The sequence below is a fragment of the Roseateles oligotrophus genome, assembly GCF_025717515.1.
GTDB lineage: Bacteria > Pseudomonadota > Gammaproteobacteria > Burkholderiales > Burkholderiaceae_C > Paucibacter_A > Paucibacter_A oligotrophus.
Window position 1 is genome coordinate 74,550 of record NZ_JAJIRN010000007.1, and the last position, 25,289, is coordinate 99,838.

Consider the following 25,289-nt stretch of genomic DNA (forward strand, 5'->3'; position numbering starts at 1 on the left):
AATTAATAGCGGTAAGTGTCTTGCTTGTAGGGGCCGGTCTTGGGCACGCCGATATACGCCGCCTGCTCGTCGGTCAGTTCCGACAGTTGCGCATTCAGCGTCGTCAGCTGCAAACGCGCGACCTTCTCGTCCAGATGCTTGGGCAGCACATAAACCTTGCCGATGTCATAAGCGTCCTTGTGCGCGAACAGCTCGATCTGGGCGATCGTCTGATTCGCGAAGCTCGACGACATCACATAGCTCGGGTGGCCGGTGCCGCAGCCCAGGTTCACCAAACGGCCCTTGGCCAGCAAGATGATGCGTTTGCCGTCCGGGAAGATCACATGATCGACCTGCGGCTTGATCTCTTCCCACTCGTATTGTTCCAGCGACGCGACTTCGATTTCATTGTCGAAATGGCCGATGTTGGACACGATGGCGTTGTGCTTCATCGCCAGCATATGTTCGTGACGGATCACGTTCTTGTTGCCGGTGGTGGTGACGAAGATGTCGGCCTTGTCGGCCGCGTATTCCATCGTCACGACGCGGAAGCCTTCCATCGCCGCTTGCAGCGCGCAGATCGGGTCGATCTCGGTCACCCAGACCTGCGCCGACAGCGCGCGCATTGCTTGCGCCGAGCCCTTGCCCACGTCACCATAACCGGCGATCACGGCGACCTTGCCGGCGATCATCACATCGGTGGCGCGCTTGATGCCGTCCACCAAGGACTCGCGGCAACCATAGAGGTTGTCGAACTTGCTCTTGGTGACCGAGTCATTGACGTTGATGGCGCGGAACAGCAACTCGCCCTTGACCGACATTTCCTGCAGGCGGTGCACGCCGGTGGTCGTTTCTTCGGTGACGCCGAGGATCTCGGCGCTCTTGCGGGTGTACCAAGTGCCGTCGACGGCGATCTTTGCCTTGATGGACGCGAACAGCACGCGCTCTTCTTCGCTGCCCGGCTTGTCCAGGACGCTCAGATCCTTCTCGGCCTTTTGACCCAAGTGCATCAGCAGCGTGGCGTCGCCGCCGTCGTCCAGAATCATGTTCGGGCCTTCGCCGGGCGAACCCTTGGCGCCGAAGTCAAAAATGCGGTGGGTGTAGTCCCAGTAGTCGGCCAGCGTCTCTCCCTTGTAGGCGAACACCGGCGTGCCGGCGGCGACCAAGGCAGCGGCGGCCTGGTCTTGGGTCGAGTAGATATTGCACGAAGCCCAGCGCACTTCGGCGCCCAGCGCCTGCAGCGTTTCGACCAGCACGGCGGTCTGGATCGTCATGTGCAGCGAGCCGGTGATGCGCGCGCCCTTGAGCGGCTTCGTCGTCGCGTATTCCTTGCGGATGGCCATCAGCGCGGGCATTTCATGCTCGGCGATATTGATTTCCTTGCGGCCCCAGGCGGCAAGGCTCAGGTCGGCGATATGGAATTGGTCTTTGGACAGGGATGTGGTGGCAGTCATTGCGAGCTCCTTCATGCAATCTATGAAGCCGCTGTGCTGTCGCATGAGGGAGTTTGGCAAGCTCAAAGAGGGGCTTGCAGCGTTCACCCACGCGAAAACGTCAGCGGGTGAGCGCGGTTGCAGGTTCGGCGGGCTGCGAGCAGCCTGGGGTGCAGAACTTTTCCGAGCCTGGCCTGAGTAATTGATGAAAACTCAGGTTGCAACGCTCCTCGGAACAGGCGCAATTCTAGCCGCAAGCAAAAGTTCGATGCCGAAAACAAGGGCAACAATACGGATAATCCCGCGCTATGCAGCCCTTCAGTCTTTGCCCACCCGAGCACCTACGCAGCCTGCGCGGCGTGCTGACCGATATCGATGACACCTTGACGGCGGAGGGCTCGATTGCGCCGGCCGCTCTGGCCGCGCTGCAGGCACTCAATGAAGCCGGCCTGCCGGTGATCGCCATCACGGGCAGGCCCAGCGGCTGGAGCGAACCCTTTGCCTTGGCCTGGCCGGTGCGGGCCATCGTGGCCGAAAACGGTGCGGTGATGTTGCGCCGCGAGGCTGCGGAACTGCGGCTGGACTTTAGCCAAGATGAGCCGACACGAAGCGCGAATTTCGCGCGCTTGCGTGCCTGTGCCGCCGATGTCTTGCGGCGCGTGCCGGGTGCCTGCCTGGCCACCGATTCGGCCGGGCGCTTGACCGATATCGCCGTTGATCACAGTGAATTCGCGCGGCTGGACGAGACTCAGATTGAGGCGGTTTGTGCGGTGATGCGCGAGCATGGCCTGGTGGCGACGGTCAGCTCCATCCATATCAACGGCTGGATCGGCGAGCACAACAAATGGACGGCCGCGCAATGGGCGGTGCAGTCCTTGCTGGGTGAGGTGTTCGAGCCCGGGCGGTGGCTCTATATTGGCGATTCGACCAATGATCAACAAATGTTCGAGCGCATGCCCTTGAGCATAGGCGTGGCCAATATTGCCCGCTTTTTGCCAGCTTTGCAGCATCTGCCGAGCTATGTCACCGAGGCCGAACGAGGCGATGGTTTTGCCGAGGTGGCGAAGGCAATCCTGGGCGCGAAAAACGATCTTTAAGGCGCCTCGGCACCAAGGAATAGGGCCATCTTCTGCAGCTCCGATTCCTGCGCATTGCGAAAGCCTGCGTCGCTCGGGGCCTTGCCATTGACATAGCCCAAGTCGGCCACCAGTCGGCCGTTCTCGACGCTCAGATTGCCCCAGCCGATGACGGTGCCGCGCCAGAGCATGGGCAGCGCGTAATAGCCGAGCTTGCGTTTGGCCGGCGGCGTGTAGGCCTCGAATCGATAGGCCCAGTTCCAAAATAACTCGAAGCGCAGGCGGTCCCAGACGATCGGGTCAAATGGCGCCAGCAGGCGCAAGTCATCGTCGAGTTGCCATTTTCTGGCCCCTGGGTTTTCGCCCTCGGGCCAAAACCAACGGATGCCGTCGACCTCGGCATTGGGCAGCGTTTGCGGGGCTTGTTTCAGTGCGCGCTTGATCTCGACGCCGAGATGCGGGGCGCCGTAACTCAGCAGGCTGCACAGTTGGCCCAGGCTGCGCGAGGGCAGCGGCGCGTACTTGGCCAGCACCAAATGCAGCAAGGCGTCGGCCTTGGCTTGCGGGCTGCGCTCGTCTTCCGCATGTTCAACCGCCGCATAGATGCGCTGGCCGGCTTCGCGCCGCTGTACCCGCAGCAGGCCGCGGTAATGCATGCCGTCGAGCAAATGGGTGGTGGCGCTGCTGCTGCCGCCCCAGGCATTGCGGGTGCTGCCGAGGTCGAAATGAGCCTGGATTTCGCGCGGGTGACAGGGGCCATGGGCGCTGACAAAGCTGAGCAGCGCTTGGGCATGCGCTTGTGTCTTGGCGTCCCAGGCGCGCTTGGCCACGCGTGGATGCATCAGTTTGAGGTGCTCGCGCGGCAGAAACCCATAGTTGACCAGGCAGTCTTCCTCGACCGCCAACTTGGCATAGCGCCGCTCCAGATCGCCAGCCCGGTAGTCCTTGACGCGCAGGCGCAGGGTCAGGTCTTGCGCGCGTGCCGGGGCGCGGATCGGGTCGGCCTGCACAAAGCCAAGCCGCTTGATGGCGGCCGCCAAGCTGCAAGGGGCGAACAGGCTGCGCGCGACGGCGTAGCGGCGCAGGTCGGCAAGGGTGGGCTGGGACATGGGCGCCCATTGTGCTGCCATCGGCGTCGGCGGCTTGCCGGCATCGGGCACAAAGTCGCTATAGAAAGCCGGCAAGATGCCGATACCCAAAGAAGTCCCGGCCCCGGTGGGTCGGCGAGGGCGGCTGCCTTGTGCGCCGTATAGCTATGACAGATGCATCCCTACTCGAAGCCAAGGTCCTGCTGCTAGAGCATGATCCGGAGCAATACCAAGTGCTGACCGACTTCTGCCGGTCCATCGGCCTGATGGCCTTGCCGCGCTCGGCCAGTGACGCCTTGGCCACGCTGGGCAAGCACAAGGATCTTGGCGGCGTCCTGCTGGCGGAAGATCTGCCCTGCGATGAAGGCAATGCCTTGCAATTGGCCCGAGCGATTCACAAGCTCAGACCGGAACTGCCGATTTTTCTGCGCCGCAGCAGCGATATTGAGCTGAGCGCGGCCGAACAAGCGGCCGTGCGCCATCGTTGGGTCAGCGGTGATCTGACGCATTTGCGTGCGGTCATCGACCACACCATTTTCAGTCTCAGCTACCCGCGCAGTCTGGTGCAAGGGATTGCCGATCTGACCTGCGCCTCCTTGATGGCGATGTTCCCGAATGCCAAGGTGGTGGCGGAGTCGCCTTATGTTGTGCATGACCGCATCATTCACGGTGAGGTCTCGACGCTGATTCCGATCGAAAGCACCTGGTGCCGTGGCTACATGATGCTGCAGACCGAGGAGAACGCGCTGCGGCAGGGCTTGATTCAAGGCTTCAGCTACGAAGGCGTTGGCGGTGATTTGAACTTCCGGGAGCTCAACAATATGTTGGGCGAGACGACCAATCTGATCTGGGGGGCTTTCAAAAATCGCTATATTCCTCCGCAGGCCTTGAGCAAGCAGCAAACGCAGGTGCCCATCGTCATCAACCACGCGCACAAATACATCTCTTTTGGCTCGGAGGATTCACAGCTCTGTGTGCGCTATCAGTTGTCTGACCCGGCAAGGCCCGGGATGCCGCCATTGGTGATCGTGCAGCGGGTGATTTTCAATCTGCATTGGTCGGCGGAGGAGTTCGCGGATTTCGAGGCGCACGCGGTGAAGGCAGGCCCGACCGGCGAATTGGACTTGTTTTGAAGCGACGGGCCATGGTCGCTATTGGGAGGGGTTTTTGATATGGCGAATGTTCTTGTGGTTGACGACTCCAGCACCATGCGCGAGATCGTCTCCAGCTTTCTGAGCAAGAACGGTTTTGAGGTGGCCGTCGCCACCGACGGGCGTGATGGCTTGCTGCAGTTGCGCAGCGACCCAGGCATCAAGCTGGTCGTCAGTGATTTCAATATGCCCAATATGGACGGCTTGACCATGGCCGAAAAAATCCGCACCGAGTTGGGCAATCAAGCGGTAAGAATCGTCATGCTGACGACCGAAGACAATGCCGAGATCCGGGCGCGCGGCAAGGCCATTGGCGTGACCGGCTGGATCGTCAAGCCCTTCCGCGGTGACGCGGTGCTGGGACCGTTCAAGAAGCTGTGCGGGATGAGTTGACTGACTTCAAGATGCGAAAGGGCCGCCCAGCTGACTGGGCGGCCCTTTCGTTTTAGCGGTTAGCGCCTTGCCTTGTGGGCTTACAGACCAGCCGCCGCGCGCAGCGCCGCAGCTTTATCCGTACGCTCCCAAGTGAACTCGGGCTCTTCGCGGCCGAAGTGACCATAGGCGGCCGTCTTGGTGTAGATCGGGCGCAGCAGGTCCAGCATCTGGATGATGCCCTTGGGCCGCAGGTCGAAATGCTCCTGCACCAAGGCGGCCAGCTTGTCGTCGGAGATCACGCCGGTGCCTTCGGTGTAGACGGTCACGTTCATCGGCTTGGCCACACCGATCGCGTAGGCGACCTGAATCTGGCATTGACGAGCCAAGCCGGCGGCGACGATGTTCTTGGCGACATAACGCGCAGCATAGGCGGCCGAACGGTCGACCTTGCTGGGGTCCTTGCCGGAGAAGGCGCCGCCACCATGCGGGCAGGCGCCGCCATAGGTGTCGACAATGATCTTGCGGCCGGTCAGGCCGCAATCACCTTGCGGGCCACCGATGACGAAACGGCCGGTCGGGTTGATCAGGTAATTGGTGTCTTTCAACCATTCCTTGGGCAGCACCGGCTTGATGATTTCTTCGATCACCGCTTCGATGAATTCGGCCTTCATCTTGTGACCGTCGCTCATCTCGGGGCTGTGCTGACTGGACAAGACCACGGTGTCGATCGAGTGCGGCTTGCCATTCACATAACGCATCGTGACCTGGCTCTTGGCGTCCGGGCGCAAGAAGGGTAGGCGGCCGTCTTTGCGCAATTGCGCCTGGCGCTCGACCAGGCGGTGCGCGTAATAAATCGGCGCCGGCATCAGCTCGGGCGTCTCGTCGCAGGCATAGCCGAACATCAGGCCTTGGTCGCCGGCGCCGATATTCAGATGGTCATCCGACGCGTGGTCAACGCCCTGGGCGATGTCATTGCTCTGCTTGTCATAGGCGACCAGCACCGCGCAACCCTTGTAGTCGATACCGTACTCGGTGTTGTCGTAGCCGATGCGTTTGAGCGTGTCGCGCGCCACCTGGATGTAGTCCACATGGGCGTTGGTGGTGATCTCACCGGCCAACACGACCAGGCCGGTATTGCAAAGAGTCTCGGCGGCAACGCGGGAACGCGGGTCCTGCGTGAAGATTGCGTCGAGAATCGCGTCCGAGATCTGATCCGCACATTTGTCGGGGTGACCTTCGGAGACAGATTCAGAAGTAAATAAGAAATCGTTGTTCGCCACTTTTACACTCCAGTTAACAGTTGATCGGCGTTGCCGTGCTGTCGAGTGACGCGGCGAACGCTTTAGCAGCATTTGTTGAGCATCGCTGCCCAGCGGGTTTTCATTCAATCGAATAAGGCCCGCATCGCCCCGCAAGTTGTCCAATTTAACTCGGCGATGTTTGGATTATAGAAATATGTTGATGTTGTTTCGCTTGCTCTCTAAATTTCCCTTGCGGCTTCTCCATGCCATCGGGGCAGTCGCCGGCTGGCTGGTCTACGCAGCATCGCCCAGCTATCGCGAACGCTACCGGGCCAATGTGCAGATTGCCGGCTTGCCTTGGGCCGCGGCGCGCGGAGGCATTGCCGAGGCCGGGCGCATGATTGCCGAAATACCTTGGTTATGGATGCGTCCGGCCTCGGTTCCTTTGGGCAATAAATTGCAATGGCGCGGCATCGAATTGATCGAACAGGCCTTGGCGCAGGGCCGTGGCTTGGTGCTGCTGACGCCGCATCTGGGTTGTTTCGAAATTTGCGCGCAAGCCTATGCCGAACGCTTCGCGTCGGCGCAGGCGCCGATCACGGTCTTGTTTCGGCCCGCCAAGCAGGCTTGGCTGCGCCGAGTGGTCGATGACTCGCGCGGCCGCCCCGGCGTGGCCACCGCACCGGCAAGCTTGGCCGGCGTGCGGCAGATGATTCGGGCGCTGCGCCAGGGTCAGTCGATTGGGCTGCTGCCCGACCAAGTGCCGCCTCATGGCCTGGGTGTTTGGGCGCCGTTCTTTGGTCGGCCGGCCTACACCATGACCTTGGCCGCTCGTTTGCTTCAGCAAACCGGCGCGACGCCGCTGCTCATTTGGGGCGAACGCCTTCCCAAAGGCGAGGGTTATGTGGTGCATGTGCTGCAGGCGCCGCCTATGCCCGCCGATTTGCCCGCAGAATCCGCGGCCAGCCTCATCAATCAAGCCATGGAACAAATGATCCGACTCGCCCCTCACCAATACCTATGGGGCTATAACCGCTACAAGCATCCACGCGGCCTGGATGTCGGCGCAGCGCCGGCAGCGTCGAGCAAGCAGGAGGCTTGAGCATGGGGGCACGCATAGGCGCTCGTCTCGCCATTGGTTTGTTGTGGCTGCTGCATTTCCTGCCGCTGCGGCTGTTGGCGGCGCTGGGTCAAGGTTTGGGGAGCTTGTTGTGGTTGATGGCCAAAAGCCGCCGACGCATCGCCCTGCGGAATTTGGAGCTGTGCTTCCCGGAGAAGTCGCCCGCCGAGCGGGAGCAACTGGCGCGTGAGCATTTCGGCTGGATGGGCCGCAGCATCCTGGAGCGCGGCCTGCTTTGGTTTGCTTCGCCCGAACGCCTGCGCCGACTGATCCGCATCAAGGGCGACATCAAGGTGGCCGAGAACAGTGCGGCGCCGGTGATGTGGTGGGTGCCCCATTTCGCTGGGCTTGATGTGGTGGGCAACGGCCTGATGCTGAATCAGCAAACGCCCGGCGTGTTCGTCTATCAGCGCCAAAGCAATCCGGTTTTTGACGCGCAAATGCTGGCCGGCCGCAGCCGTTTCGGCGTCACCACCTCGGTTATCCGGGAAGAAGGCATTCGGCCCGTGTTGCGCCTGATCAGAGAAGGGTATGCGTTCTTCAATCTGCCGGATATGGACTTTGGCCGCAAAGATTCGGCCTTTGTGCCCTTCTTTGGCGTCCCGACCTGCACCTTGCTGGCGCCGGGCAAGATCGCCAGCAGCATGGGTATGCTGGTGGTGCCGCTGGTGGCGACCATGCTGCCGGGCGGGCAAGGCTATCAGGTTGAAGTTTGGCAGGCGCCTCCCGGCTACCCCAGTGGCGATCTGGAGGTCGACGCGCAGCAGATGAATGCTTGGTTGGAGGCGCGCATTCGCGAGAATCCGGCGCAGTATCTATGGGTGCACAAGCGCTTCAAGACCAGACCCGAAGGCGAAGCGTCGTTTTATCGCTAGTCAACGCGGATCGAAATTCCCCCGCAGCGATAATCCGCCGATGAAATTGAGCTTTACCAAAATGCATGGCGCCGGCAATGACTTCGTGGTCATCAATGCGCTGCAGCATCCGCTTGCATTGACGCCCGCGCAGATTCGCCGTTTGGGTGACCGCCGTTTTGGTGTGGGCTGCGACCAGATCCTGGTGATAGAGCGCAGCGATGCAGCAGGGATCGATTTCCGCTACCGAATCTTCAATGGAAGCAGCGGGGAGGAGGTCGAGCATTGTGGCAATGGTGCCCGCTGTTTCGTGCGTTACGTGGCCGAGCATGGTTTGTCGGCCAAGCACAGCATTCGCGTGCAGACGGTTAACGCGGTGCTGGAGTTGCACTTGCGCGATGACGGGCGCGTCACCGTGGATATGGGCGCGCCCAAGTTCGAGCATGCCGCCTTGCCGTTTGATGCCAGCGGATTGAACCCAAGACGGGTCAATGGCTTTGAATTGTGGCCACTTGAGGGTACCGGCTGCGAGGTCGCTGTGCTGTCGATGGGCAATCCACATGCGCTGCAGCTGGTCGATGATGTGGACGCAGCGCCGGTGTTGACGGTCGGCCCCTTGGTCGAGGCGCATGCGCGGTTCCCGCGCAAGGTGAATGCCGGTTTCATGCAGATTGTGTCGCGCAGCGAGGTTCGACTGCGCGTGTTTGAACGCGACGCCGGCGAGACGCTTGCCTGTGGCACCGGTGCCAGCGCGGCGGTGGTCGCCGGCATTCGATTGGGGCTGCTGGATGAAGCCGTCGAGGTGCATGCGCGCGGCGGTGATTTGAAAATTGAGTGGGCCGGCCTTAGCGTCGGCTTGGCCGCGCCGGTCTTCCTGTCCGGCCCGGCTCAAACCGTATTTGATGGAGAGATCGAGCTGTGAGCAATCAAGAGGCAAGGCAAGCAATTACCGAGCAGGACATCGCCGATTTTCTGGCCAAGACGCCAGGCTTTTTTGAGCGCCATGCCGAGTTGTTGGCGACCGTGCAGCTGAGTCACCCGCATGGCGCCAGAGCGGTGTCGCTGCAAGAGCGCCAGGCCGAGATGCTGCGCGACAAGATCAAGGGCCTGGAGTCAAAAATCATCGAGATGATCCGCAATGGACAGGAGAACGTGGGCATCGCCGACCGCCTGCATCGCTGGACCAAGAGCCTGATGTTGACGGCCGATGCGGCGCAATTGCCGACCGTGTTGCTGCAGGAGTTGCGCCACCAGTTCATGATTCCGCAGGCAGGCTTGCGGTTGTGGAGCGTGGCGCCCGAACATGCCGAGGCCGAGTATGCTCGGGCCGTCAGCCCGGACGTGAAGAGCTTTGCGGCCAGCTTGAGCCAGCCCTATTGCGGGATCAACTCGGGATTTGAGGCTGCGCAGTGGTTGCGTGGCGAAGAGGGCGGCAATAACGGCGCGGCCACCTCGCTGGCCTTGATTCCATTGACGCATGGCAAGCCTAGTCAGAGCTTCGGTCTGCTGGTACTCGGCTCGCCCGATCCGACCCGCTACACGGCCGAAATGGGCACCGAGTTCCTGGCGCGCGTGGGCGATATCGCCAGCGCTGCTTTGGCAAGGTTGCTGGCTGTCAGCGGTGAAGCAAGCGCGCCGGTCTGAGGCTGAGGCCGACGCCGAGCAGCCGCAGCCATTGGCTGCTCAGTTGAGTACTTACCTCGACCATGTGCGGGTGCAGCGCCGCTTGGCGCCCCGCAGCCTGGTCATCTATGCGGATGCCTTGCTGCGGCTGCAGAATTTGGCCGCGCAAAGCGGCGTGGCCTTGCTGACGTTGCGCCCGCATCAGGCTCGCCGCCTGGCGGCGAAATTGCACGCTGACATCGAGTTGGGCCCGCGCAGCATGGCGCTGCATTTATCGGTCTGGCGCGGCCTGTATCGCTGGCTTGGCGCCGAACGCTTGGTCGAACTCAATCCCTTTGACGGACTGCGGGCACCGAAGGCGGCCAAGCCTCTTCCCAAGGCCTTGGCCGTCGACGATGCGGTGCAACTGGCCAATTTCAGCGGCAGCGCCATCGATGCAGATCGGCCGCTGGATGAGCGGATCGAAGCGCGCGATCGCTGCGTGGTCGAGCTGCTTTATGGCTGCGGCCTGCGCGTGTCGGAGTTGGTTGGGCTGGATGCCCAGGCGGGCCCGGCTTCGCAAGGTTGGGTCGATATGGCAGCGGCCGAGGCGACGGTTTTGGGCAAGGGTGGCAAGCGCCGTTCGGTGCCGGTCGGCGCCGCAGCCATGGCCGCCTTGCAACAATGGTTGAGCCTGCGCGGCCAGTTGGCGCGCGCCGATGAGTCGGCGCTCTTGGTCGGTCAGCGCGGTGCCCGCCTGGGGGCGGTGCAGATTCGTGCCAGCCTGAAGGCGCGGGCGCTGGCGGCCGGCATGCCGGCCCATGTCCACCCGCATATGTTGAGGCATTCGTTTGCCTCGCACATCTTGCAGTCCAGCGGGGACTTGCGTGCGGTGCAGGAGTTGCTGGGCCATGCGCATATCACCACGACGCAAATCTATACGCAGTTGGATTTCCAGCACTTGGCCAAAATCTATGATGCTGCGCATCCCAGGGCCAAAAAGAAATGACTGGATTTTGTCTGCGGCCCACCGCTGCGCGGCTTCACGTCGCTGCGCGACATGAGCCTGCGACGCAAGCTCGCGGGCGAGCTTGTCAGCACTTGGCCAAAATCTATGATGCTGCGCATCCCAGGGCCAAAAAGAAATGACTGGATTTTGTCTGCGGCCCGCCGCTGCGCGGCTTCACGTCGCTGCGCGACATGAGCCTGCGACGCAAGCTCGCGGGCGAGCTTGTCAGCATTTAACGAATATTTATGATGCCGCGCACCCGCGGGCAAAGAAAAAACAATGACGGTGATTCGCTTTACTCTTTTTCCGCCCTTCTCGGCATGTCTGATGGCGTTTGCCCTTGCAGCGGCTGCGCCGGCGCGAGCCCAAGGCAGCCTGACCGAATTCGCTCGACCCGGTCCCGTCCGACCTGCCACCGTTGAAAGCAGTTGGACGCCTTTGCGCTTGCCCAATGGCGATCGCATTGCTTTGCTGGGCCTGAGCTACTTGATGGCGGTGGACGAAGACTGGGGTTTTGGCCCCGGCGTCTACGGTGCGGCCAAAGGCAACTATGGTGGGCTCTTCACGATGGGCTTCACCGGCCAAGGGCGCTGGCGCCTGAATTCCTCGACCCATCTGGCGGCCGGGCTGTATGCCGGCGCGGGCGGCGGCGTGGGCTCGGATCAAGTGCGCTTTGGCGGTGGGCTGATGTTGCGCCCGGAATTGTCTCTGCGCATGGAGTCGGGCAGCTGGTACGGCGGCGCCGCACTTGCCCATGTGCGCTTCCCCAGTGGCAATGTTTCCGACACCAGCCTGGGCCTGGTGCTAGGGCGGGCGAGCAACTTTGTCAGCTTTTCGCCCGGTGATGCTGGCAAGCCGGGTCGAGCTAGCCAGCGCACCGGCTTGGGCTTTGATGAGATCGCCTTGCAAGGGGGCTTTGCCTATCCGCGCTCGGGCACGCGTGATCGCAGCGACAAGCCGAACACCCGGCGCATCGGCTATGCCGGGGCCGATCTACGCCAATACATTGCCGACGGCAGTTGGTGGGGCGTGGAGGCGGCGGGCGCGGCGCAAGGCGGCGTTGACGGCTATATGGAACTGCTGGCTACCGCCGGCCAAGACTGGCCGCTGCTCGGCCCGAAGCTGCGCGTGGGTGGCCAGCTTGGTGTTGGCCTGGGTGGTGGCGGCAATGTTGACACCGGCAATGGCTGGCTGCTGCGTGCCGGCCCGACACTGCGCTGGATCAGCCCTTGGGGCGCCACCTTGCGGCTTGATGGCGGCTTCAGCTACGCGCCGGATGGGCAGTTCTCGGCCCGCTTTGTGCGCTTGGGTCTGGCCCTGCCTTTGGATCAAACCCCCTCGGTCAGCAGCAGTTTTGAGCAGCAGTCCGGGACGGTCCGGACGCAGCAGATATTCGCCAGCTACCAGTACCTGCCCAAGGTTCGCTTCAAGGATGGCAGCGATGATGCGATCGGCCAGATTGCCTTCGTCATGACGCGCGAGCTGACGCCAAGCCTGTACGGTGTTGCGCAGGCCGGCAGTGCCGCCACCGGCAAGGCCGGCGCCTATGCCTTCGGCTTGTTCGGCGCGGGCCTGCAGTCGCCGCAGCTGCTCGGCGGCGCGCGCTTTGGCGCCGAGTTGCTGGCGGGGGTGGCCGGCGGGGGCGGTGTCGATGTGGGCAGCGGCGCCTTGTTGCAGGCCGAAGCCTATGCGCAATGGGAGCGCGAGCATTTGCGTGTGCGGGCCGGCCTGGGGCAATGGCAGACCTTGCACACCACGCGTATTGGCGCGCGGTCGGCCCAAATCTTCAACCTGTCGGTCGGCTATGCCTTTGGCAGCCTGGCCCGCTAGAAAACGTCAGCAACGGTCATCAAGGATTGCCATGAAAACCATCGTCATACGCGCCGGCAAGGAGCGCTCCTTGCAGCGCCGCCACCCCTGGATCTTTGAAGGCTCGATTGCGCGCGGCGGTGCCGATGGCGGCGAAACGGTCCGTGTCGAGTCGGCCGAAGGTGCCTTTCTGTGCTGGGGGGCATTCAGCCCGTCCTCGCAAATCCGCGTGCGCGCCTGGAGTTTTGACGAGGCGCAGCGCATCGACGCGGCCTTTTTCGAGCAGCGCATCAAGCGTGCGCTGGCCATGCGCGCGCGGCTATCGATTCAGTCCGACGCGCTGCGCCTGATCCATGGTGAAGCCGATGGTCTGCCGGGTCTGGTGGTGGATCGATATGGCGACACCTTGGTGGCTCAGTTTCTGGCCAGTGGCGTCGAGCGCTGGAAGGATGTGATCGCCGATCTGCTGCTGGCCGCCACCGGCCTGACTCGTTTGTATGAGCGCTCCGATGCGCAGGTTCGCAGTCTTGAGGGTTTGGAACAAAAAACCGGCTGGCTGCGTGGCGGCGGCGCGACAGAAGTGGTGATCAGCGAACATCAGTGGCGCCTGACGCTCGATGTGGCCGAGGGCCACAAGACCGGTTACTACCTGGATCAGCGCGACAACCGCAAGAAATTTGCCGAAGCGGTGCGACAGTTCGACTGCAAGACGGTGTTGAATTGCTATAGCTACACGGGGGGATTTTCGGTGGCCGCGCTGGCCGGCGGGGCCGAGCAAGTGATCAGTATTGATTCCTCCGGGCCGGCGCTGGCGCGAGCCAATGCCCATGTGGTCTTGAATGGGTTTGAGCCCGCGCACCATCAGGCGATGGACGCCGATGTCAACGCCACGCTGCGGGCTTTCATCAAAGAAGGGCGCCAGTTCGATGCCATCGTGCTTGACCCGCCCAAGTTCGCGCCCACCGCTGCGCATGCCGAGCGCGCCGCGCGAGCCTACAAAGACATCAACCGCTTGGGTTTGATGCTTTTGAAGCCGGGCGGCCTGCTGTTCACCTTTTCTTGTTCGGGCGGCGTCGGCCCCGAGTTATTCCACAAAATCGTTGCCGGCGCGGGCCTGGATGCACCTTGCGATGGCTTCATCATCGACCGGGTCGGCGCCACACCGGATCACCCCCAGACCATCTGTTTCCCCGAGGGCGAGTACTTGAAAGGGCTATTGATTCTGAAGTCTTGATGGGTCGACTAATGGTTTACCTCTACGCATTATTCGGGAGGAGATCCGTGCTTGCAGCGTGGCATATTCACGTTATCGATTGTTCTGAGAGCATCGAAAAATAAGCGCGACCCAGCAGCAAAACGGCGGGTGTCGCAAGGTGGAGGGCGGCGGCATAGATGGTGTCGCTGCAAAAATTTAGGAGTAGGACCTTGGTCAAGAATTTGAATCTTATTGCTGCAGCAGCCTTGCTGTGCGTCGCCGGAGCTGCCCATGCCAGCAATGGTCAGGCGATCGCCGATATGCGCGCAGCGACCGCGTCGCTCGGCAATTTGGACCCTTTGACGGGCAATACCAGCGCCCCTTCGAACTGGCGTTTCGCACCCGGCCAGACGATTGGCGGTGTAGCCGGTGCCCTGGACGGCGTGGCCAAGCTGAGTTTTACAACTAGTGCGGGCCAGAACTATGCTTGCTCGGGCTCGCTGCTGGCCGGCGGCCAGTATGTGCTGACCGCCGCTCACTGTGCCGATGACTTCACGTCCATGAAGGTGCAGTTTGGCTTCTACGGCGGTGTGGCCCAGGTCACCCGCAATGTGGCCGTCGGTGGTGCCACCGTGCACAGCGGGTGGGCCGCAACCGGCGGTGCGCTGGATACCGGCGCCGATATCGCTATCTTGAAGCTGGATCAAGCGGTCACCTCCATCAACGGTTACAAACTCAGCACCACCAATGACCTGGGCAAGCAGCACCTGATGGCCGGCTACGGCACGACACAGACGGCCACCACCAACGCCGCCACCAATTGGAACGATGGCAGCTACGGCCACTACGCCTTCAACACCTTCGACATCGACAGCAAGACGCTGAATAGCTTTGCCGACCCTGCCTACGACGCCGATTACTTCAAGTACGGCATCACCTATATGGTGGACTTCGACAATGGCACGGCGGACAAAAACACGATCGGGCGAGTTGGCGCGAAGTATGGCCAAAATTGGAGCGGCACCGGCATTGCCCCCTTGACCAATGAAGGCTTGATCGCCGGCGGTGACTCGGGCGGCGGTGACTTCGTCTGGAACGGCAGCGAGTGGCTGCTTTCCGGCGTGCATTCCTGGGGTTGGGGCGGCAGCGATGCTTGCGGCTATTACGGAGTCACGACTCCTGCCACCTGTGACAACGCCACCGCCAATGGCTCCAGCTACGGCGATCTGTCAGGCTCTACCGCTGTGTTCTCGCATCTGAGCTTCATCAACGGCGTCACCGCGGTTCCAGAGCCAGCTAGCTACGCCTTGATGGCGCTGGGCCTGTTTGCCGTGGGTGCGGTAGCGCGCCGCCGCAAGGCCTGAGCCCGACTCGGCTTAGCTAAAACCTGCAAAAAAGGCGACTCGCAAGGGTCGCCTTTTTTGTTTCAAGTCGTCGGCAGGGCGATGCGCGGCTCGAATTTGCCGCGCCGCACGCTAAAAAACGCCTTCACATTGCGCACATTGGCGTCCTGCGTGAACAAGCGTGAGACCAGCGCCTGGTAAGCGGGCATATCCGGCACCTGCAAGATCAGCACAAAGTCCGGCCCCGGTGAGACCTGGTAACACTGCTGCACCGCCACTTCCACCACGACCTTGGCCTCGAACGCCGACAGATGTTCGGCGCCCTGGCGGTCCAGCGTAATCTCGACGATGGCGCTCAAGCCGGCGCCCAATTTTTCGGCCGACAGCAAGGCTACGCGGCGTTCGATGATGCCGCTGTCGACCAGCCGTTTGACCCTCCGTAGACAGGTTGCGGGCGAAACATGGGTTTGGCGAGCCAGATCCTGATTGGACAAGGATGCGTCACTTTGCATGCAATCAAGAATGCGCAAATCAGCCGCATCCAATATCAGGCCATCGGTTGATTCATTCATATATTCGCGATTCGTGAAATATTGAGTCGTCAAAACTGACTGTTGGCTGATTATTTCATTTGCTCGTCAATTTTGAAAGCAATGATTTTGCGCGAATGCCTACGATGCGCTCCTGCCCAAACCCTTGTCGGAGCAATCAATCATGTGTGGAATCGTCGGTGCCGTCAGTCAGCGCAATATCGTCCCTGTTCTGATCGAGGGCCTGAAGCGGCTCGAATACCGCGGCTATGACTCCTGCGGCGTGGCCGTGCACCAGAACGGCGGCCTGATGCGCGCCCGCAGCACCTCCCGCGTGGCCGAGTTGACCGGCTTGGCGGCCGAAGACGGCATCGCCTCCGGCACCGGCATCGCGCACACCCGCTGGGCCACCCATGGCGCACCGGCCGTACACAATGCCCACCCGCATTTCTCCCCCGGCCCGAATGCCGCCGCCGATGCGATTGGGCGGATCGCGTTGGTGCACAACGGCATCATCGAAAACCACGATGAGTTGCGTGCTGAATTGAAGACGCGTGGCTATGTTTTCACCAGCCAGACCGACACCGAGGTGATCGCCCATCTGGTCGACCATCTCTACAACGGCGACCTGCTCGAAGCGGTGCAGCAAGCGCTGCCGCGCCTGAAGGGCGCTTATGCCGTGGCGGTGTTCTGCCGTGATGAGCCGCACCGCGTGATCGCCGCCCGCGAGGGCTCTCCGCTGGTGCTGGGTGTCGGCATGGATGTGGCTCAAGGCGAGCATTTCGTGGCGTCCGATGCGATGGCGCTGGCCGGCGTCACCGATCAGATCGTCTATCTGGAAGAGGGTGATGTCGTTGACCTGCAACTGGGCCGTTACTGGATCAGCAAGCTGAGCGCTGAAACCGGCCGTTATGAAGCGCAACAGCGCGAAGTGCGCACCGTCCATGCGCACAGTGGCGCGGCCGAGTTGGGCCCGTACCGCCACTATATGCAGAAGGAAATCTTCGAGCAGCCGACCGCGATTGCCAACACGCTGGAGGCCATCACCAGCATCAGCCCGGAGCTGTTTGGTGACGGCGCCTACGGCATCTTCAAAGAGGTTGACTCGGTCTTGATTCTGGCCTGTGGCACCAGTTTCTATTCCGGCTCAACCGCCAAATACTGGCTCGAGTCGATTGCCAAGATCCCGACTTCGGTCGAGATCGCGAGCGAATATCGCTACCGTGATAGCGTTCCGAATCCGCGCACTCTGATCGTTACGATCAGCCAAAGCGGCGAGACGGCCGACACCTTGGCCGCGCTCAAACATGCCCGCGCCCAAGGCATGAAGCACACCTTGACCATCTGCAACGTCTCCACCAGCGCGATGGTGCGCGAATGCGAGTTGGCCTATATCACCCGTGCTGGTGTCGAGATCGGTGTGGCCTCGACCAAGGCCTTCACGACCCAGTTGGTGGGCCTGTTCCTGCTGACCTTGGCCTTGGCACAAACCCGTGGTCATCTGAGTGAAGAGCAAGAAGCCGAGCATGTCAAAGCTTTGCGGCATTTGCCGGTGGCGGTGCAAGCGGTGTTGGCATTGGAGCCTCAGGTGATTGCCTGGAGCGAAGAATTCGCCCGCAAGGAAAACGCCTTGTTCCTGGGGCGTGGTCTGCATTACCCGATCGCACTCGAAGGCGCCCTGAAGCTGAAGGAGATCAGCTACATCCACGCCGAGGCCTACCCTGCGGGTGAGTTGAAGCATGGCCCGCTGGCGCTGGTTACGGCCGAGATGCCGGTGGTCACGGTAGCGCCGAACGACACCTTGCTGGAAAAACTCAAGAGCAATATGCAGGAAGTGCGCGCTCGCGGCGGTCAGCTCTATGTGTTTGCCGATGGCGACACGCAGATCGAAAGCGAGCCCGGCTTGCACGTGATTAGGATGCCCGAGCATTACGGCGCGCTAAGCCCCATCCTGCACGTCATCCCCTTGCAGTTGCTGGCCTATCACACCGCTTGCGCGCGCGGAACCGACGTAGACAAGCCTCGCAATTTAGCCAAATCGGTCACTGTGGAATAGGGGTTATGTATTTTCTATTTTTGCTATTCCGACCAATTGGAGTTGTAATCGTCACAATGAGACGATAACAAGAAAAGGGCGTCAGACGCCCTTTTGTTTTGTTCGCGGGCGGGTGGGTGGGGTGGACGTTGGTATTTGAAGTTATGCCTATCATGAGTCAGGGCGGTGAAACGATCCGCCATGTTCCACTAGGCCAGCCAAATTGCATGTTCAGCGCGCCCTTGTGGCCGTTGCTCGGCAGCAGGGTCGGGTGACAAAAAGGAGTCAATGTTGAAAGTAGTCCGCAGCAAGGAATTCAAGGCCAGTCGGGCCTGGGGCGCCTTGGATATTGCCAATATGAACGGCACCACCACCCGCCTCCATTGGACCGACCGGCCCTACAAATGGCATGTGAACGATGGCGAAGAGGTGTTCGCCGTATTGGATGGCACGGTCGACATGCATTACCGCGAAGCGGGTGTCGAGCATGTGGTCACATTGGCGACCGGTGATGTCTTTTTCGCAGGGCTGGGTTGTGAACATGTTGCCCATCCCAGAGGCGAAGCGCGCATCCTGGTGGTCGAACGCGAAGGCAGCGTGTGAGCGGTGGCCCACGCGCTTGGGTCTATTTCAAGCCTTAGGGCTAAGGGGGCAGGCCTTGTCTTCACTTGATCTCAAAGTTCCGCCGCTGATCGTATGGGCCATTTTTGTCGCCATATCCATGGGCGTGGCGACCTTGCCGTCGCTCGCCGCTTTCAACTTCAGCTTCACAGGCCAGTCTTTGGCATCGGCTTTTGTGGCCGCAGTCGGGGCGGCCATTGCAAGCGCTGGCGTGATGGAGTTCCGCCGATCAAAAACCACGGTCAATCCGCTTAAGCCGGACGCTGCGTCCACCGTAGTCGCGTTGGGAGTTTTTCGCTACAGCCGAAATCCGATGTATGTCGGTATGGCGATGTTGTTGCTGGCGGTGGTCATCTTGATGGGCTCTGTGGCGGCGCTTGCCTGCGTGCCTGCCTTCTGCGGCTACATCACAAGGTTCCAGATCAAGCCCGAAGAGCGCATGCTGCAGCAGGTGTTTGGTGCGCAGTACGCCGCCTACTTGGCTCAAGTGCGTCGCTGGCTTTGAGGCTGGGCAGCTATGCCAATCGGACAAGGCCGCGAAGGCTAGTGGTTCTTCAAGGCTCCGGCCGCCAAGCTTGAAGAACCGCACCTGCTTCTGACCGCTAGCCCTGTGAATTTCACTCGAAGAGATATCGGCTCCGGCCTGATCTTGTCGCCATCAGCCGTGCATTTGCCCTCATAGGCCAGCAGCGAATCCAATCGGGCCGCCTTTTCCTCTGCCCTCTTGGCGGCTACACGATTGGCGGCGCTCATGATGATGATCCAGTCGCAGGAACCTAATCCTGCGCCAAGCAAGGGTTTTCGAAACGGCCGAACAAGCCATGTATTTGTCGCGGCCAAGGCCGAGGTGATCGGTCTAAGTTCGCCAGGCCGAATTGGGTTTGAGCCGTTTCGGCAAGCCGGCCGCAGCATGCCGCCAGTCGCGCGGGCCCTCCCGAGAGTTTCCGGGTAATCACGTATCTTCGATGCTCGAATTTGCATGGCAAAGCCGAAAAATGTGATTGGGCAGGCATCACTCGAAAAACTAATATTCGCCTCGATGAAGCAATATGGCTTCGTCAAGATGCAGACAGACATCAAATCAGCCGCGATCAATCGATGGGTGCATTGGGGCCCGCTTGAGTCAGATGAATCGCGAGCAAAACTAGATTGGAGACAATATGAGCGCCTTGCGCACCACGCCCTTTGCGGCCGAGCATTTGAATCGATTCGCCCTGCGCAGCACGGTTTCTGCCGTCCTCATATTGGGCGGCCTGCTGGCAAGCGGCTTGGCTGCGGCACAAGCCGCAGCCGACAAGACGGAGACGCTTGACACGGTGGTGGTCACCGGCGCCCGCAAGTCGGCCGAAAGCGCGCAGCTGATCAAGATGAGGTCGGACCAGGTGGTTGACTCCATCGTCGCCGAAGACATCGGCAAGTTCCCGGACAAGAACGTGGCCGAAATTCTCGGCCGCGTCACCGGCGTGCAAATCCAGCGCGGCAATGGCGAGGCCGGCAATGTGCTGATCCGCGGCCTGGGTGGTGTCGTCACCTTGCTCAATGGGCGCGAGTTCTTCTCCGATTCGGGCCGCAGCCTGTATCTGGCCGATGTGCCGGCGACGATGCTGCAGCGCATCGACGTTTATAAAACTCAGGAGGCGTTTTTGCCCGAGGGTGGCACGGCCGGCGTGATCGATGTGCGCACCAACCGCCCGTTCGACTTCAAGGGCCCGCAGCTGTTCGTCAACGGCCGGCTTGAGCGTCGCGACAAGGCCGAGGTCAACAACCCCGATCTCAGCACGATGGCCTCCAACCGCTGGAAGACCGACCTGGGCGAGATCGGCGCTTTGGTCGGCTTGTCCTACCAGCGCGGCCAGTACCATGACGAGCGTGCCTGGCTGGGTGACCCGGAATCCTTCAAGAATGCGGATGTCGTCAACGGCAACCCGAGCATCAAGACCGATGTGCTTGGCTCATGCTGTGTCGGCCGGGTGCTGGACCTGGGTGACCGCAAGCGATTGGCCGGCAATCTGGCCCTGCAGTGGAAGCCGCGCGCCGACATGGAGTTTTTTGCGGAAGGCTTTGCCACCAAGATCGACCATGAGTATCAGCAGTCCTTCATGGTGGCCGGCGTGCCTTGGTGGGGGCTCAACAACACGGTGATCACCACCAAGCCGGGCACCAGCAATCTGGACACGATTTACAACACCAAGTATGAGGGCTGGGGCTTCACGTCGACGCAGGCCAAGCATGACGAGGCCAGCAATAGCCAGTTCGCGCTGGGCGGCCATTGGGATGCGACCGAGCGGCTGCGCCTGAGCACCGAGCTGGCTCATACGAGCAGCAAGATCGATTGGGTCAACCGCATTCTGGATACCGGCTACACGCCGACCAACACCATCGCCAAGGTACAGGACGGCGGCGGCTTCATCGACTATCCCGGCATGGACCTGACCCAGGCCTCCAACTTCCGCATCAATGGCGGCGTGGACGTGCGCGGACGCCGCACCGGCGACTCCACCGACTGGCGGGCCGATGCGGTCTATGACCTCGGGGACGGTTTCTTCAAGGAGGTCAGCGGCGGCCTTCGTCTGGCCGAACGCAAGGCGATGTCCATCAACACCAGCATGCCCTGGACCACCAGCTTCGCCGCGGTGGGCAAGAGCTTGGCCAATTACCCCGGCATCTATTCGGTCTCGCCGGCCACCTGGGGCGATTTTGGCGTCAAACAATATGCGTACGCCGACCGCAGCTGGCTGCTCGGCAATGGCGAAGAGTTCCGCAAGATGCTGACCGGCAGCACCGCGCTGACCGCCTATGACCCGATGACCTTGTTCGACGACAAGGAGAGCACCAGCGCGGTCTACGGGCGCAGCAAGTTCGGCTTCAACGCCTTCGGCACACCCATCACCGGCGTGGCCGGCCTGCGCGTGGTGCGCACCGAGCAGCATCTGAAGGGCAACTCCAGGGACGCTTCTACCGGCGTGATCACCCCGGTCGACATTGACACCGCGCGCACCGATGCGCTGCCCACGCTGGCCATGAAGGCCGAGCTGACGAGCAAACTGATTGGTCGCCTGGTCTGGGGCAAGGCGATCGAGCGGCCCGGTTTTGGTGACTACAACCCGGGCCAGACCAATACTCCTCCTGGCGGCGGCGTTGTCTATGGCACCTTGGCCGGTGGCAACCCGGGCCTGAAGCCGACCGAGTCCAACAACCTGGATGCGGCGCTGGAGTGGTACTTTGCCCGCACCGGTTCGCTCACCGGCACCGCGTTCTCGCACAAGTTCAAGAACCGTGTGATCACCACCACCGCAGACACCACCATCAACGGCGTGCCCTACCGGGTCACCAAGCCGATCAATATCAGCGATGCCAGTCTGCATGGCTACGAGTTGGGCTACCGCCAGTTCTATGACTTCCTGCCGGGCTGGTTGGGAGGCTTCGGCTTGGAGGCCAACTTCACCTATATGAGCGGCACGCAGACGAACGAGAAGGGTGTGGAGGGCGAGTTCCTGGGGCAGTCCAAGACCTCCTACAACCTGGTCGGCCTGTACGAGCGTGACTCGATGTATGCGCGCCTGGCCTACAACTGGCGCTCCAAGTTCCTGGCCGAGAAGCCTTACCGCTCGACCGGCCGCGAACTCTGGGTCGCACCGTTGAGCACGCTGGATGCATCGCTGGGCTACAACCTCAACAAGAACACGACGATCTCGGTCGACGTCAGCAATTTGTTGAATCAGGCCTATCACGACTACTTCGATCAGAACCCGGCCATGGTGCGCGACGTGCGCTACTACGACCGCACGATCGGCTTGTCGATGCGCTGGAAGATGTAAAGCGCCGCGGTCAGCAAGACCGCGCGATCCAGACAGGGCGTTGCTCGGCTCACACCCGCAACGCCCTTTTTCATTTCACAAGGCGGCCCGCTGTGGCCGCGCCTTGAGCACAAGTCATGAGCACAGTCATCACCCCCTTGATCGAGCAGCGGGCCGACCCGCATATCTCGAGGCAAGCGGACGGCCAATACTATTTCACCGCCTCGGTCCCGGAATACGACCGCATCGAGCTGCGCCGTGCGGCCAGCATCGAGGGCTTGCGAGATGCCGAGCCGCTTGTCATCTGGCGCAAGCCGGAGAGCGGCCCGCTGTCCGAGTTGATCTGGGCGCCCGAGTTGCATTTCAACCAGGGTGCCTGGTATATCTATTTCGCCGCCGCCCCCAGCCGCGAGATCAAGGGCGGCTTGTTTCAGCACCGCATGTATGTGTTGCGCAACCCGTCCGCCGATCCCTGGCAGGGCGGGTGGCAGCTGATGGGTGAGGTCGAGACCGGGCTGGACAGCTTCTGCCTCGACGCCACCACCTTCAGTCACCGCGGCGTTCTCTACTATCTGTGGGCGCAAAAGGACCCGGCCATCGCCGGCAACTCCAATCTCTATATCGCGCCGATGCGCACACCCTGGGAGTTAGCGGGCGCACCGGTGCTGCTCAGCCGCCCGGAGTTCGACTGGGAATGCCGCGGCTTTCTCGTCAACGAAGGCCCCTCGGTGTTGCAGCGCCATGGCCGCATCTTCATCAGCTACTCGGCCAGTGCGACCGACGAGAACTATGCAATGGGCCTGCTCTGGGCCGATGAGTCGGCCGATCTGTTGGCGCCGTCCTCCTGGCGCAAGGCAGCTCTGCCGGTGATGAGCACTTGCTACGAGCGCGGCATTTACGGCCCCGGCCACAACAGCTTCACCATGGCGGCCGATGGCGAATCGGTGCTCTTGGTCTATCACGCCAGGACCTATACCGAGATCGTCGGTGACCCGCTCTGGAACCCCGACCGCCACACCTTCGTCAAGCCCTTGCGCTGGGACGCGGCCGGCATGCCGGTGTTCGGCATTGCTTCGGTCGCCGACTGAACGGACGAATCGCGAAGCGCTGAACCCTTCCGTTATTGATGCCAATTCGAATATCGATAGCGTCGGAACTTTGATTGGATTTGTATCAGCGCGAATTCTAGGATCGCATCCATCGGTGCTCGATAAACAAGCGCCTTGCGAGCCTCTCGGCAAGCCGCCACAGGAAAGAATCTATGAGTGATACGAACAAGAAGAACGTCAAGCTGCGCTCGGCCGAATGGTTCGGTACGCAGGACAAGAATGGTTTCATGTACCGCAGCTGGATGAAGAACCAGGGCATCCCCGATCATGAATTCCAGGGTAAGCCCATCATCGGCATCTGCAACACCTGGTCCGAGCTGACGCCCTGCAACGCGCATTTCCGCAAGCTGGCCGAGCATGTCAAGCGCGGCATCATCGAGGCCGGTGGCTGGCCGGTCGAGTTCCCGGTCTTCTCCAACGGTGAATCGAATCTGCGGCCGACGGCGATGCTGACGCGAAACCTCGCCAGCATGGACGTGGAGGAGTCGATCCGCGGCAACCCGATGGATGCGGTGGTGCTGCTGGTCGGCTGTGACAAGACCACGCCTGCGTTGCTGATGGGCGCGGCCAGCGTCGATGTGCCGACCATCGTCGTCACCGGCGGGCCGATGCTGAACGGCAAGCTCAAGGGCAAGGACATTGGCTCGGGCACGGCGGTCTGGCAGTTGCACGAGGAGGTCAAGGCAGGCACTTTGTCGATGCATGAATTCATGGCCGCCGAGGCCGGCCATTCGCGCTCCGCCGGCACCTGCAACACCATGGGCACGGCCTCCACCATGGCCTGCATGGCCGAGGCGCTGGGCACCTCGCTGCCGCACAATGCAGCCATTCCTGCTGTTGACGCAAGGCGTTATGTCTTGGCCCATATGTCGGGCATGCGCATCGTCGAGATGGTCTGGGAGGATCTGCGCCTGTCCAAGGTCTTGACCCGCGAGGCCTTCGAGAATGCGATCCGCGTCAATGCGGCGATCGGCGGTTCGACCAATGCGGTGATCCACCTGAAGGCGATCGCCGGCCGCATCGGCGTCGAGCTGGAGCTGGAAGACTGGACCCGCGTCGGCCGCGGCACGCCGACCCTGGTCGATCTGCTGCCTTCGGGGCGTTTCCTGATGGAAGAGTTTTTCTACGCCGGCGGCCTGCCCGGCGTGCTGCGCCGCATGGGCGAGGGCGGCCTGCTGCCGCATAAGGACGCCTTGACGGTCAATGGTCAGAGCATCTGGGCCAATGTGGTCGATGCGCCGATCTATGACGACGAGGTGATTCGCCCGCTGAGCAATCCGCTGATCCAGGACGGCGCGATCTGCGTGCTGCGCGGCAATCTGGCGCCACGCGGTGCGGTGCTCAAGCCCTCGGCGGCGACGCCGGCGCTGATGCAGCATCGCGGCCGGGCGGTCGTGTTCGAGAACTTCGAGCATTACAAGTCGCGCATCAATGACCCCGAGCTGGCCGTCGATGCCAACTCGGTGCTGGTGATGAAGAACTGCGGCCCCAAGGGCTACCCCGGCATGGCCGAGGTCGGCAATATGGGTCTGCCGCCAAAGCTGCTGGCGGCCGGCGTCAAGGACATGGTGCGCATCTCCGATGCCCGCATGAGCGGCACCGCTTATGGCACGGTGGTGCTGCATGTGGCGCCCGAGGCGGCGGCCGGTGGGCCGCTGGGCGCGGTGCAGGACGGCGACTGGATCGAGCTGGACTGCGCCGGCGGGCGCTTGAATCTGGACATCCCCGAGGCCGAGTTGGCCGCGCGCCTGGCTGCCCGCGAGCAGGCGGGTGGCAACGCGATGAAGGGCGGCTATCAGCGCCTGTATGTCGACCATGTCTTGCAGGCCGATGAGGGCTGCGATTTCGACTTCCTGGTCGGCTCGCGCGGCTCGGCCGTGCCCCGCCATTCGCATTGAAGAACTAGCCGGATTGATCGGACC

Annotated in this window: 20 protein-coding genes, 2 pseudogenes and 1 riboswitch; of the genes and pseudogenes, 18 read left to right on the forward strand and 4 right to left on the reverse strand. The window is 61.8% G+C overall.

From position 1 onward, the window contains the following. Positions 1-2: 2 nt before the first annotated feature. The gene (ahcY, locus tag LNV07_RS15925) at positions 3-1,433 is read right to left on the reverse strand and encodes an adenosylhomocysteinase (RefSeq protein WP_263572152.1); all 1,431 of its coding nucleotides are present in this window, start codon (positions 1,431-1,433) and stop codon (positions 3-5) included. A gap of 102 nt (positions 1,434-1,535) precedes the next feature. After that, positions 1,536-1,650, reverse strand: a riboswitch (S-adenosyl-L-homocysteine riboswitch). A gap of 70 nt (positions 1,651-1,720) precedes the next feature. Here ahcY and LNV07_RS15930 point away from each other — a divergent pair. Next, on the forward strand, positions 1,721-2,509 hold the full coding sequence (locus tag LNV07_RS15930) for an HAD-IIB family hydrolase (protein WP_263572153.1): 789 nt from the start codon (positions 1,721-1,723) through the stop codon (positions 2,507-2,509). Here the strand turns inward: LNV07_RS15930 and LNV07_RS15935 are convergent. Further along, positions 2,506-3,597, reverse strand: coding sequence for a DNA glycosylase AlkZ-like family protein (locus tag LNV07_RS15935; protein WP_263572154.1), 1,092 nt, complete (start codon positions 3,595-3,597; stop codon positions 2,506-2,508). The two genes, LNV07_RS15930 and LNV07_RS15935, sit on opposite strands and share 4 nt — an antisense overlap. 146 nt (positions 3,598-3,743) lie before the next feature. Between LNV07_RS15935 and LNV07_RS15940 the strand changes: the two genes are divergently transcribed. Both LNV07_RS15940 and LNV07_RS15945 read left to right on the forward strand, forming a co-directional pair. Beyond that, positions 3,744-4,709 carry a chemotaxis protein CheX gene (locus tag LNV07_RS15940; protein ID WP_263572155.1) on the forward strand — a complete coding sequence of 322 codons (966 nt, stop codon included), beginning with the start codon at positions 3,744-3,746 and terminating at the stop codon, positions 4,707-4,709. A gap of 39 nt (positions 4,710-4,748) precedes the next feature. Then, entirely contained in the window at positions 4,749-5,120 is a 372-nt protein-coding gene (locus tag LNV07_RS15945) for a response regulator (RefSeq protein WP_263572156.1), read from the forward strand. Between the two features lie 80 nt (positions 5,121-5,200). On the opposite strand, the gene metK is transcribed toward LNV07_RS15945, so the two are convergent. Continuing rightward, positions 5,201-6,382, reverse strand: a complete 1,182-nt coding sequence (metK, locus tag LNV07_RS15950; protein WP_263572157.1) for a methionine adenosyltransferase — start codon at positions 6,380-6,382, stop codon at positions 5,201-5,203. 175 nt (positions 6,383-6,557) lie between these two features. On the opposite strand from metK, the gene LNV07_RS15955 reads away from it, so the two are divergent. The 9 genes and pseudogenes from LNV07_RS15955 to LNV07_RS25570 form a co-directional block, all read left to right on the forward strand. Continuing rightward, positions 6,558-7,445, forward strand: coding sequence for a lysophospholipid acyltransferase family protein (locus tag LNV07_RS15955; RefSeq protein WP_263572158.1), 888 nt, complete (start codon positions 6,558-6,560; stop codon positions 7,443-7,445). A gap of 2 nt (positions 7,446-7,447) precedes the next feature. Next, complete coding sequence (locus LNV07_RS15960; protein ID WP_263572159.1) at positions 7,448-8,338, forward strand: LpxL/LpxP family acyltransferase; 891 nt, start codon at positions 7,448-7,450, stop codon at positions 8,336-8,338. A gap of 40 nt (positions 8,339-8,378) precedes the next feature. Further along, on the forward strand, positions 8,379-9,239 hold the full coding sequence (dapF, locus tag LNV07_RS15965) for a diaminopimelate epimerase (protein WP_263572160.1): 861 nt from the start codon (positions 8,379-8,381) through the stop codon (positions 9,237-9,239). After that, positions 9,236-9,961 carry a DUF484 family protein gene (locus tag LNV07_RS15970; RefSeq protein ID WP_263572161.1) on the forward strand — a complete coding sequence of 242 codons (726 nt, stop codon included), beginning with the start codon at positions 9,236-9,238 and terminating at the stop codon, positions 9,959-9,961. Before dapF ends, LNV07_RS15970 begins: the two co-directional genes overlap by 4 nt. Before the next feature lie 43 nt (positions 9,962-10,004). After that, positions 10,005-10,928 (forward strand): tyrosine recombinase XerC, encoded by a 924-nt coding sequence (locus tag LNV07_RS15975; protein ID WP_318013739.1) that lies wholly within the window; start codon positions 10,005-10,007, stop codon positions 10,926-10,928. 327 nt (positions 10,929-11,255) lie between these two features. Beyond that, a complete protein-coding gene (locus tag LNV07_RS15980) occupies positions 11,256-12,758 on the forward strand; it encodes a hypothetical protein (protein ID WP_263572162.1) in 1,503 nt (500 codons plus the stop codon). Positions 12,759-12,789: 31 nt separating this feature from the next. Next, on the forward strand, positions 12,790-13,971 hold the full coding sequence (locus LNV07_RS15985) for a class I SAM-dependent rRNA methyltransferase (RefSeq protein WP_263572163.1): 1,182 nt from the start codon (positions 12,790-12,792) through the stop codon (positions 13,969-13,971). Between the two features lie 281 nt (positions 13,972-14,252). Continuing rightward, a pseudogene (locus LNV07_RS25565) lies at positions 14,253-14,723 on the forward strand (trypsin-like serine protease); the annotation flags it as partial. 480 nt (positions 14,724-15,203) lie between these two features. Beyond that, a pseudogene (locus tag LNV07_RS25570) lies at positions 15,204-15,296 on the forward strand (PEP-CTERM sorting domain-containing protein); the annotation flags it as partial. 62 nt (positions 15,297-15,358) lie between these two features. Here LNV07_RS25570 and LNV07_RS15995 read toward each other — a convergent pair. Then, positions 15,359-15,847 (reverse strand): Lrp/AsnC family transcriptional regulator, encoded by a 489-nt coding sequence (locus LNV07_RS15995; protein WP_263572165.1) that lies wholly within the window; start codon positions 15,845-15,847, stop codon positions 15,359-15,361. A 142-nt stretch (positions 15,848-15,989) separates the two neighbouring features. Between LNV07_RS15995 and glmS the strand changes: the two genes are divergently transcribed. The 6 genes from glmS (at position 15,990) to LNV07_RS16025 (ending at position 25,265) form a co-directional block, all read left to right on the forward strand. Further along, positions 15,990-17,861: a glutamine--fructose-6-phosphate transaminase (isomerizing) gene (gene glmS, locus LNV07_RS16000; protein ID WP_263572166.1), complete on the forward strand. Its 1,872-nt coding sequence runs from the start codon at positions 15,990-15,992 to the stop codon at positions 17,859-17,861. A 270-nt stretch (positions 17,862-18,131) separates the two neighbouring features. Beyond that, entirely contained in the window at positions 18,132-18,443 is a 312-nt protein-coding gene (locus tag LNV07_RS16005) for a cupin domain-containing protein (protein ID WP_263572457.1), read from the forward strand. Further along, complete coding sequence (locus LNV07_RS16010; protein WP_263572167.1) at positions 18,382-18,966, forward strand: methyltransferase family protein; 585 nt, start codon at positions 18,382-18,384, stop codon at positions 18,964-18,966. The genes LNV07_RS16005 and LNV07_RS16010 overlap by 62 nt, the downstream gene beginning before the upstream one ends. Before the next feature lie 655 nt (positions 18,967-19,621). After that, entirely contained in the window at positions 19,622-22,279 is a 2,658-nt protein-coding gene (locus tag LNV07_RS16015; protein WP_263572168.1) for a TonB-dependent receptor, read from the forward strand. A gap of 116 nt (positions 22,280-22,395) precedes the next feature. Then, positions 22,396-23,346, forward strand: coding sequence for a glycoside hydrolase family 43 protein (locus LNV07_RS16020; protein ID WP_263572169.1), 951 nt, complete (start codon positions 22,396-22,398; stop codon positions 23,344-23,346). Positions 23,347-23,519: 173 nt separating this feature from the next. Beyond that, the gene (locus tag LNV07_RS16025; RefSeq protein WP_263572170.1) at positions 23,520-25,265 is read left to right on the forward strand and encodes an IlvD/Edd family dehydratase; all 1,746 of its coding nucleotides are present in this window, start codon (positions 23,520-23,522) and stop codon (positions 25,263-25,265) included. Positions 25,266-25,289: the final 24 nt, after the last annotated feature.

Bases quoted from the DNA above. Each gene is read 5' to 3' on its own strand.
- LNV07_RS15995 (WP_263572165.1), bottom strand. From the start codon at position 15,847: ATGAATGAATCAACCGATGGCCTGATATTGGATGCGGCTGATTTGCGC.
- LNV07_RS16020 (WP_263572169.1), top strand. From the start codon at position 22,396: ATGAGCACAGTCATCACCCCCTTGATCGAGCAGCGGGCCGACCCGCAT.
- LNV07_RS15960 (WP_263572159.1), top strand. From the start codon at position 7,448: ATGGGGGCACGCATAGGCGCTCGTCTCGCCATTGGTTTGTTGTGGCTG.
- LNV07_RS15945 (WP_263572156.1), top strand. From the start codon at position 4,749: ATGGCGAATGTTCTTGTGGTTGACGACTCCAGCACCATGCGCGAGATC.
- glmS (WP_263572166.1), top strand. From the start codon at position 15,990: ATGTGTGGAATCGTCGGTGCCGTCAGTCAGCGCAATATCGTCCCTGTT.
- LNV07_RS15930 (WP_263572153.1), top strand. From the start codon at position 1,721: ATGCAGCCCTTCAGTCTTTGCCCACCCGAGCACCTACGCAGCCTGCGC.
- LNV07_RS15935 (WP_263572154.1), bottom strand. From the start codon at position 3,597: ATGTCCCAGCCCACCCTTGCCGACCTGCGCCGCTACGCCGTCGCGCGC.
- dapF (WP_263572160.1), top strand. From the start codon at position 8,379: ATGAAATTGAGCTTTACCAAAATGCATGGCGCCGGCAATGACTTCGTG.
- LNV07_RS16010 (WP_263572167.1), top strand. From the start codon at position 18,382: ATGTTGCCCATCCCAGAGGCGAAGCGCGCATCCTGGTGGTCGAACGCG.
- ahcY (WP_263572152.1), bottom strand. From the start codon at position 1,433: ATGACTGCCACCACATCCCTGTCCAAAGACCAATTCCATATCGCCGAC.
- LNV07_RS16025 (WP_263572170.1), top strand. From the start codon at position 23,520: ATGAGTGATACGAACAAGAAGAACGTCAAGCTGCGCTCGGCCGAATGG.
- LNV07_RS16015 (WP_263572168.1), top strand. From the start codon at position 19,622: ATGAGCGCCTTGCGCACCACGCCCTTTGCGGCCGAGCATTTGAATCGA.
- LNV07_RS15985 (WP_263572163.1), top strand. From the start codon at position 12,790: ATGAAAACCATCGTCATACGCGCCGGCAAGGAGCGCTCCTTGCAGCGC.
- LNV07_RS15940 (WP_263572155.1), top strand. From the start codon at position 3,744: ATGACAGATGCATCCCTACTCGAAGCCAAGGTCCTGCTGCTAGAGCAT.
- LNV07_RS15955 (WP_263572158.1), top strand. From the start codon at position 6,558: ATGTTGATGTTGTTTCGCTTGCTCTCTAAATTTCCCTTGCGGCTTCTC.
- LNV07_RS15980 (WP_263572162.1), top strand. From the start codon at position 11,256: ATGGCGTTTGCCCTTGCAGCGGCTGCGCCGGCGCGAGCCCAAGGCAGC.